This is a genomic window from Halorubrum sp. SD612, from assembly GCF_002135005.1.
The window spans coordinates 1-9,108 of record NZ_NEWI01000023.1 but is presented as its reverse complement, the minus strand read 5'-3'; the positions used below and the strand labels follow the sequence as shown (position 1 = coordinate 9,108).

Here is a 9,108-nt window from a genome sequence, read left to right as displayed (position 1 = left end):
GTTGTCGGGAGTGGTCGCGACCGGCCGCGACGCACCCGCCTTTTTAACGCCCGGCCGCGACCACTCCCGACAACGAATGTTCGACGAGATCCTCGAGAAGTTCGAGGGGTCACCCAGCCAGCAGGCGGTGATCCGGCTGTTCTTGGAGCGCGGCTTCTCCGTCAACGAGGAGGGGCGGGTCGTCTCCGGCGGGATCGAGATCCCCTACACCGGCATCGCGCGCGAGCTCGACGTGGACCGGCGCGTCGTGGACTCGACGACCGACGCGATCCTGGCCGACCCCGAGCTGAAGCGCATCTTCACCAACATCTCGTCGGTCCCGAGCCTGATGGACCTCGCCCCGGTCCTCGACCTCACGGTGCTCACCATCGAGGTCGCGGCCGCCGACGAGGCCGGGATCGTCGCCGAGGTGACGGGGATCCTGGCCGACCGCGGCGTCTCGATCCGGCAGGTGCTGAGCGAGGACCCGGAGTTCACCGACGACCCCAAGCTGTACGTGATCACCGACGCCGACCTGTCGGGCGATCTGCTCGTGGAGATCCGCGACCTCGACTACGTCCGTCGCGTCGGCTTCTGAGACCCCGCCGGGCGGCTCGCGCTCCCGTCGCGGCGGCGGTCCGTCGATCAGTTTCACCGCGCGGTCCGTCCGGGCGTGCCGACGAATCCGTTCGAGAGACAGCGAGTCGCGACCGAGGGACGACGCGCGGTGAATTTCACTTTCACTAGGGTGTAAACCAGTCTTTATACCGGATGGCGAACAAGCCACGTGTACATGCCTGAAGACGAACTCGAGGACCTCCCCGGCGTCGGCCCGGCGACCGCGGACAAGCTCGTGGACAACGGATTCGAGAGCTACCAGTCGATCGCGGTCGCGAGCCCCGGCGAGATGTCCAACACCGCAGACATCGGCGAGTCGTCCGCCAGCGACATCATCAACGCCGCCCGCGAGGCCGCCGACGTGGGCGGGTTCGAGACGGGCGCGAGCGTGCTCGAGCGCCGCCAGGAGATCGGCAAGCTCTCCTGGCAGATCGACGAGGTCGACGACCTCCTCGGCGGCGGCATCGAGACCCAGTCGATCACCGAGGTGTACGGCGAGTTCGGGTCGGGGAAGTCGCAGGTCACCCACCAGATGGCCGTCAACGTCCAGCTGGAGCCGGAGAACGGCGGCCTCGACGGCGGCTGTATCTTCGTCGACTCCGAGGACACGTTCCGTCCGGAGCGGATCGACGACATGGTCCGCGGACTCGACGACGAGATCCTCGCCGACGAGATGGAGCGCCGCGAGATCGAGGGCACCCCGAGCGACGAGGAGGCGTTAGAGGAGCTCGTCGAGGCGTTCTTAGACCAGATCCACGTCGCGAAGGCGTTCAACTCCAACCACCAGATCCTCCTCGCCGAGAAGGCGAAGGAGCTGGCCGGCGAACACGAGGAGACGGAGTGGCCGATCCGGATCGTCTGCGTCGACTCGCTCACCGCGCACTTCCGCGCGGAGTACGTCGGCCGCGGGGAGCTGGCCGAGCGCCAGCAGAAGCTCAACAAGCACCTCCACGACCTGATGCGGCTCGGCGACCTGTACAACACCGCCATCCTCGTCACTAACCAGGTCGCGTCGAACCCGGACTCCTACTTCGGCGACCCGACCCAAGCGATCGGCGGGAACATCCTCGGACACGCCTCCACCTTCCGGATCTACCTCCGGAAGTCGAAGGGCGACAAGCGGATCGTCCGCCTCGTCGACGCGCCGAACCTCGCCGACGGCGAGGCCGTGATGCGCGTCCAGAACGAGGGGCTGAAGCCGGAATAAGCGGGCGCCCGCGGACGCCGATCGGTGGTCGCGCCCGGCGGCAACTGATCGACCGAATCGATCGGTGATCCCGGAGATGGGTTGACGTACGTCATATTTTATCGAGAAGGCTTCAAAGCCGCGAATTCGGAGAGAACGGCCCGAACGGCGGTGAATCGCGAGACGGCGGGCCGGCAATACTCGCCAGAACCGGCCGCGCACGGCTTCAGAACGGCCCGCGACGACGCATTTCGGTCGAATAGACAGATATCGTACACAACGGTTGTTGGCTTCGAGCGCAACGATTGCCGCGAAACACCCCAGAAAACGTCCTTATATTCCATAGCTACGTCCTTATATCGGACGGTCGTCGTATTATCAACGCCGCTTTTTGTGAAACTCAACTCTAACGTTTATGTATGGTCGTTCCCCGGTGTCGAAACGTGATTCAGCACATGAACACGAGCGAATTGCGTTTCGAATCGGACGGTCGTTCAGTAGGGGTGAGTGAATCGTGACGGGCGGCGTCCTCGCCTCGATCGATCCGAGCGTCCTCGCCGAGGGCGTGAACCTGATGTGGGTCGCGGTGGTGTGTTTCCTGATCTTCTTCATGCACGCCGGCTTCGCGATGCTCGAAGCGGGGCAGGTGCGCGCGAAGAACGTCGCCAACCAGCTCACCAAGAACCTGCTGACGTGGAGCGTCGGCGTCATCGTCTACTTCCTGATCGGGTTCGGCATCGAGGGCGTCGCCGGCGGCGCCGGCTTCTCCGCGGCCTCGGCGCTCGGCGACGGCGGCTGGGTCAACAGCTGGCTGTTCGGCGCCGTCTTCGCGATGACGGCGGCGACGATCGTCTCCGGCGCGGTCGCCGGCCGCGCGAAGCTCCGCGCGTACGTGGCGTACACGTTCGCCATCTCGGCGGTCATCTACCCGGTCGTCGCGGGGATCACCTGGGGCGGCGGCTTCCTCGGCGGCGCCGGGCTCGGCTTCACCGACTTCGCGGGCGGGATGATCGTCCACGGCATGGGCGGCATCGCCGGGCTCACGGCGGCGTACGTGCTGGGGCCGCGGATGGACCGCTACGCCGAGGACGGCTCCACGAACGTCATCCCCGGTCACTCGATGACGTTCGCGGTGCTCGGCACCCTCATCCTGGCGTTCGGCTGGTACGGGTTCAACGTCGGCACCACCGCGACCGTCTTCTCGGTCAGCGAGTCCGGCGAGCTCGCGCTCGGCGGCTACGCGGCGGTCGGCCGCGTCTCGCTCGGCACGACGCTGGGCATGGCCGCGGGCGGGGTCGGCGCCGCGCTGGCGTCGGTGGCGCTCTCGAAGAAGGTCGACACGCTGTACGTCGCGAACGGGCTGCTGGCCGGGCTGGTCGGCGTGACCGGCATCGCGAACCTCGCCACCTGGTGGGGCGCCATCGCCGTGGGGCTCGTCTGCGGCCTCCAGCTCCCGCTCGTCTTCGAGTTCGTCGCCGACCGGATGAAGATCGACGACGTCTGCGCGGTGTTCCCGGTCCACGGCTCTGCCGGGGTCCTCGGCGTGCTCGCGCTGCCGTTCGTCAGCATCAACGGCTTCTCCGTCGACGTGCTGGTCTCGCAGGTCATCGGCGTGGTCGTCATCGCGGCGTGGACCGTGGTCGCGACGGCCGTCGTCTTCGGCCTGTTCAAGGCGGTCGGGCAGGCCCGCGTCACCCCCGAACACGAGCGCGACGGGCTCGACGTCAGCGAACACGGCGTCGAGACGTACCCCGAGTTCGGCCGCGCGAACGTCGCGACGGACGGCGGCTCCGCCGTCGTGGACACCACGGATGAGTCCCCGCGCGCCGACGGCGGCGAGGAGGCGGGCGCGGAGATCAAGATGGTCACCGCGGTCGTCCGCCCCGACAAGCTCGGGGCGATCAAGCAGGCGCTCGCGGAGGTCAACGCGCCCTCGCTCACCGTGACGAACGTCTCCGGCCGCGGCAGCCAGCCCGCCAAGAAGGGCCAGTGGCGCGGCGAGGAGTTCACCGTCGACCTCCACCAGAAGGTGAAAGTCGAGGTCGTCGTCGCCGACATCCCGGCCGACGAGGTGGCCGAGGCGATCGCCGACGCCGCCGAGACCGGCGAGCCGGGCGACGGCAAGGTGTTCATCATGCCGGTCGAGGACGCGCTCCAGGTGCGCACGGGCACGACCGGGCCGGAGGCGGTGTAGGGGCGTAGCGCGCGAACCGACGGGAGACGCTTTTCGCGTCCGAACCGGGTCGCCCGGTTCGGCAACTACTTTCAGCCCGACGCTCCAACCGATCCGTATGAACCACGAGCGCTCGCGCGGGCTGTACGACCGCGCGCTGTCGGTGATGCCCGGCGGCGTCAACTCCTCGGTCCGGGCGAATATGCCGCACCCCTTCTTCGTCGAGCGCGGCGACGGCGGCCACGTGATCGACGCCGACGGGAACCGCTACGTCGACTGGGTGATGGGGTACGGCCCCCTGCTGTACGGCCACGACCTGCCCGACCCGGTCGAGGCGGCGGTCCAGTCCCACGTCGCGGAGGGACCGATGTACGGCGCGCCGACGGAGATCGAGGTCGAACACGCCGAGTTCGTGGCGCGACACGTCCCGAGCGTGGAGTCGATCCGCTTCGTCAACTCCGGCACGGAGGCGACCGTCTCGGCGGTCCGGCTGGCCCGCGGCCACACCGACCGCGACAAGATCGTCGTGATGCAGGGGGGGTACCACGGCGCGCAGGAGTCGACGCTCGTGGAGGGGTCGCCGGGAGACGCCCACCCCTCCACCGCGGGGATCCCGGAGGAGTTCGCCCAGCACACGCTCCCGATCCCGTTCAACGACCCGCAGGCGGCGAAGGAGGTGTTCGCGGAGCACGGCGACGAGATCGCGGCGGTCCTCGTCGAGCCGATCTTAGCCAACAAGGGGATCGTCACGCCGGTCGACGGCTACCACGAGACGCTCCGGGACCTCTGTGACGACCACGGTTCGCTCCTGGTCTTCGACGAGGTGATCACCGGCTTCCGGGTGGGCGGGCTCGGCTGCGCGCAGTCGAAGTTCGGCGTCACCCCCGACGTGACGACGTTCGGCAAGATCATCGGCGGCGGCTTCCCGGTCGGCGCCATCGGCGGGAAAGCCGAGATAATCGAGGGGTTCACCCCCGCGGGCGAGGTGTTCCAGTCCGGCACCTTCTCGGGCCATCCGGTGACGATGGCCGCCGGGAAGGCCGGGCTGGAGTACGCGGCCGAAAACGACGTGTACGAGCACGTCAACCGGCTCGGGCGGAAGCTCCGCGAGGGGATCGCCGAGATCTGCGCGGAGCGCGCGCCGGAGTACACCGTCGTCGGCACCGACTCGATGTTCAAGACGATATTCACCCGCGACGCGCCCGAGGACGTCGACGCCTGCTGTACGGGCGGCTGCCGACAGGACCCCGACTGCGCCCGGTACGACCACTGCCCGAAGACGGGCGCCGACGTCGCCGCGGCCGCGACCGACCGCTGGGAGCGCGTGTTCTGGCAGGAGATGAAAGACCGAGGGGTGTTCCTCACCGCGAACCAGTTCGAGTGCCAGTTCACTTCCTACGCGCACACCGAGGAAGACGTCGAGAAGACCCTGGAGGCGTACCGAGAGGCGATCTGATCGACGCCGGGAGCCGGTGTTCGAGACCGCCGCGTCGATTCGCTATTTAAATATGAGAGTCGCAACGATGATCGCTTATAAAGAGCGGCGCGGTGGTGCGTGCCGGTGAGCGCTGCACCGCGGCGCGAACCGCTCGCGCGAGGGAGTCGGTGGTCCTCCGCTTCGCTCCGGACCACCGACGAGGCTGGGGAGGTGTGAGGCGCGGTCGCGGTGCTGTGGGGTGGGACTCAAAGGGGCAGCCGCGAGGCGGCCGTACGCTCGCTGCGCTCCTCGTCGCTCACTCCGTTCGCTCCTGCGGTGCTTACGTCGTCATCAGAACGCTCCGCGTTCTGATTGGCTCACGAGAGCTTCGCTCTCGTGAACGCCTGCGCCCGCCTCCCGGCTGCCCCTTCGAGTCCCACCCGGCCGCAACCGCCGGAAGACGGTCCTGCTCGCTCACTGCGTTCGCTGCGCGGGCTGCGACTTCCGTACTCCCGCTCGCTCCCTACGGTCGCTCGCGGGACCGCACCTCACGCCTCCCCAGCCTCGTCGGCGGCTCCCGTCGGTCGCCGCCGACTCCCTCGCACGCGCTCCTCGCGCCTTTAAAAGGCGCTCGGAGGCGCGCGCCACCGCCATCGTTCTCGTCACGCTTGCCGGATCCCCGTCTCGTGAGGTCGCGATCCGTGTGATCGTTCCACTCGAAACGAAGCCCGCGCACGGCTGACGTGCGTCTGACGCGATCGAGGTCGCCCCGTCGGCCGATCTCCACGGATCGAAAGAACGCCACGTAGCGGCCCTCAAGCGGGCGTTTAGTTCCACTTTCACCGCGGTCACGTACATTTTAATACCATCTGGAACCAACCGTCGTACGCCTCCCACTGAAAACAAGACCGGAGGCGGAGACACCCCATGAGCGAACTGCGACAGGAAGCGGAAGCGATAGCGGAACAGTTCTCGGACCACACCGATGTCGACCCCGACGACGTCGAGGAGCGGCTGACGACGCTCGTCGACGAGTACCGCGTGCCGCTCGACGAGGCGAGCCGGAGCGTCACCAACAGCTACCTCGAAGACGCCGGCATGGAGCGCGACGAGCTCGGCCGCGGCGGCAGCGAGGAGGTCCTCGTCAACGACATCGACGAGGACGAGCAGTGGGTCGACTTACGCGTGGAGCTGGTCGACCTCTGGGAGCCGCGCAGCGACTCCATCTCGCAGGTCGGGCTCCTCGGCGACGAGTCGGGCACGATCAAGTTCGTCGCCTTCGAGACCTCCGACCTCCCCGAGCTGACGGAGGGGCAGGCGTACGAGCTCTCGAACGTCGTCACCGACGAGTACGAGGGCAGCTACTCGGTGAAGCTCAACCGGACGACCGGTATCACCGAGATCGACGAGGAGATCGAGGTCGGCGACAACGCCGACACCGTCGAGGGCGCCCTCGTGGACATCCAGTCCGGCTCCGGGCTGATCAAGCGGTGCCCCGAGGAGGACTGTACGCGCGTCCTCCAGAACGGGCGCTGCTCCGAACACGGGCAGGTCGAGGGCGAGTTCGACCTCCGGATCAAGGGCGTGTTAGACGACGGCGAGACCGTCACCGAGGTCATTTTCGACCGCGAGGCCACCGAGGAGCTCACCGGCATGACCTTAGAGGAGGCCAAGGACATGGCGATGGACGCGCTCGACACCACCGTCGTCGCCGAGGAGATGGGCGAGGACGTGCTCGGGCGCTACTACCGCGTCACCGGCCCCACCTTCGGCCGGTACGTCCTGGTCGACGAGATGGACGAGCCCGGCAGAGTCGACGTTGAGAGCGCGCTGATCGAAGCGAGGTCGATTTAAATGAGCCAATCCGCACCCACCCGAGAGGTCGCCCGGCGCGCGTTCGCCACCGAGTTCAACGACGCCGGCTACACGTTCACCGAGTCCGACGACGAGCGCGCCCCCGTCTACGCGCTGTTACCGACTGGGGAGTCCTCGAACCGCGTGTTCTTCGTGGGGACGCTCACGGAGAAGGAGGACGTCGGCGAGGACAGCGAGTACTGGCGCGGCCGCATCGTCGACCCGACGGGCACGTTCTTCGTGTACGCCGGCCAGTACCAGCCGGAAGCCGCTTCCAAGCTCCGGGATCTGGAGCCCCCGGCGTACGTCGCGGTCGTGGGGAAACCCCGGACCTACGAGACCGACGACGGCACGGTCCGGGTCTCCGTCCGCCCCGAGTCGATCACCGAGGTCGACGCCGCCACCCGCGACCGCTGGGTCGCGGAGACCGCCCGCCGCACCGTCGAGCGCGTCGCCGCGTTCGACGACGAGGGCAACGAGTACGCGCGGATGGCCCGCGAGGAGTACGACTACGACCCCGAGACGTACAAGGCCGCCGCGCTGTCGGCGCTTGAGGACCTCGACGAGAGCGGCGACGAACTCGCGGACGACGGGTCCGCGGACGCCGACGCCGACGTCTCCGGCGACGCCCCGGACGGGACCGGTCCGGCCGGCGCGCCGGAGCCCTGACGCGCTGACATCCGGATTTCCCCGGTACTCGGCGCCTCTCGGCGCTCGAACCCCGGCTTTCGTTCTTGCGACCGTCTGACAAACGCTTAAGTGATCTGCGGAACGAACGGTCCGGTAATGGGCAACAAGAACAAGACGATCTCGTTCCGCGTCAACGAGGACGCGTTCGAGACGCTCCGCGACATCGCCGAGGAGCGGGACATCTCCCTGTCGGCGGTCTTCCGGGACTACGTGGATACGCTCGTTGCCCACGACGGCAAGGTCCGGGTCATCCCGGAGGCCGAACTGGACAGCATGGGCGACAGCGGGGAGTCGTTCCCCCCGAAGATCGAGGTCCCGAAGAGCTTCGTCCGCGAGCACGAGCGGTTGGAGCTCGAGGCCGAACACCTCCGCGAGCAGCTCGAAGAACACAAGCGGTACGTCAACTACCTCCGCGAGCAGCTGGAGGACGGCGACGAAGAGGTGATCCAGCTGGAGGACCTCGACGGCGAACCGGACGAGCCCTCGTTCCGGCTCGGGTAGCGGTCCCGTCGACGTTAGACGGTCTCTGCCGACTATCTCCTCGCGCTGCTTCGATCGCGTAGCCCCGGCGCTCCGAAGCGCGCCGCGCGCGAAAACCTTCTGCCGACCCCGCGCGAAAACCTTCCTGTTCGTCCGTTACTGACCGACGAAACGCACATGTTGGCGAAAATATTGCCGGACACGCCCGGGTTTGTTCAGAAACGTCCGGTTCTTACCCCGTCTGATGGACGGTTTCTCAGAGCGATGCCGCTATTTCTGATTATACTAAATTATTTACGAAAACGATATTACCCGGGCGGTGGACGTATCGGACATGCGAAGGTGGGTTCGACCGTGAGCGTGTTCGACAGGGCGTACGACGAGACGGTTCGCGTCCTCGACGAGGACGGCGAGGTCGTCGGCGACCTCCCCGACCTCGACGACGAGGCGCTCGTCGAGATGTACAGGCACATGCGGCTGGCGCGCCACTTCGACGGCCGCGCGGTGAGCCTCCAGCGGCAGGGCCGGATGGGGACGTACCCCCCGCTCTCCGGGCAGGAGGGCGCCCAGATCGGGTCGGCGTACGCGCTCGACGACGACGACTGGATGGTGCCGTCGTACCGCGAGCACGGCGCCGCCCTCGTCCACGGGCTCCCGCTGAAACAGACGCTGCTCTACTGGATGGGACACGAGGACGGCAACAACGCGCCG

Annotated in this window: 8 protein-coding genes; all 8 read left to right on the top strand. The window is 67.5% G+C overall.

Annotated elements, in window-relative coordinates:
• Positions 1 to 76 precede the first annotated feature (76 nt).
• Positions 77 to 577 (top strand): ACT domain-containing protein, encoded by a 501-nt coding sequence (locus B9G38_RS04395; protein WP_053770355.1) that lies wholly within the window; start codon positions 77 to 79, stop codon positions 575 to 577.
• Between the two features lie 195 nt (positions 578 to 772).
• Entirely contained in the window at positions 773 to 1,804 is a 1,032-nt protein-coding gene (radA, locus tag B9G38_RS04390; protein WP_006629066.1) for a DNA repair and recombination protein RadA, read from the top strand.
• Positions 1,805 to 2,297: 493 nt separating this feature from the next.
• Complete coding sequence (locus tag B9G38_RS04385; RefSeq protein WP_086219622.1) at positions 2,298 to 3,977, top strand: ammonium transporter; 1,680 nt, start codon at positions 2,298 to 2,300, stop codon at positions 3,975 to 3,977.
• A gap of 97 nt (positions 3,978 to 4,074) precedes the next feature.
• Entirely contained in the window at positions 4,075 to 5,412 is a 1,338-nt protein-coding gene (locus tag B9G38_RS04380) for a glutamate-1-semialdehyde 2,1-aminomutase (RefSeq protein WP_086219621.1), read from the top strand.
• 888 nt (positions 5,413 to 6,300) lie between these two features.
• Complete coding sequence (locus tag B9G38_RS04375) at positions 6,301 to 7,227, top strand: replication factor A (protein WP_086219620.1); 927 nt, start codon at positions 6,301 to 6,303, stop codon at positions 7,225 to 7,227.
• Positions 7,228 to 7,896, top strand: coding sequence for an RPA family protein (locus tag B9G38_RS04370; RefSeq protein ID WP_086219619.1), 669 nt, complete (start codon positions 7,228 to 7,230; stop codon positions 7,894 to 7,896).
• 117 nt (positions 7,897 to 8,013) lie between these two features.
• Positions 8,014 to 8,418, top strand: a complete 405-nt coding sequence (locus tag B9G38_RS04365) for a CopG family transcriptional regulator (protein ID WP_086219618.1) — start codon at positions 8,014 to 8,016, stop codon at positions 8,416 to 8,418.
• 333 nt (positions 8,419 to 8,751) lie between these two features.
• Positions 8,752 to 9,108: thiamine pyrophosphate-dependent enzyme (locus B9G38_RS04360; RefSeq protein WP_255375958.1), on the top strand; the 357-nt coding region annotated here is incomplete at its 3' end.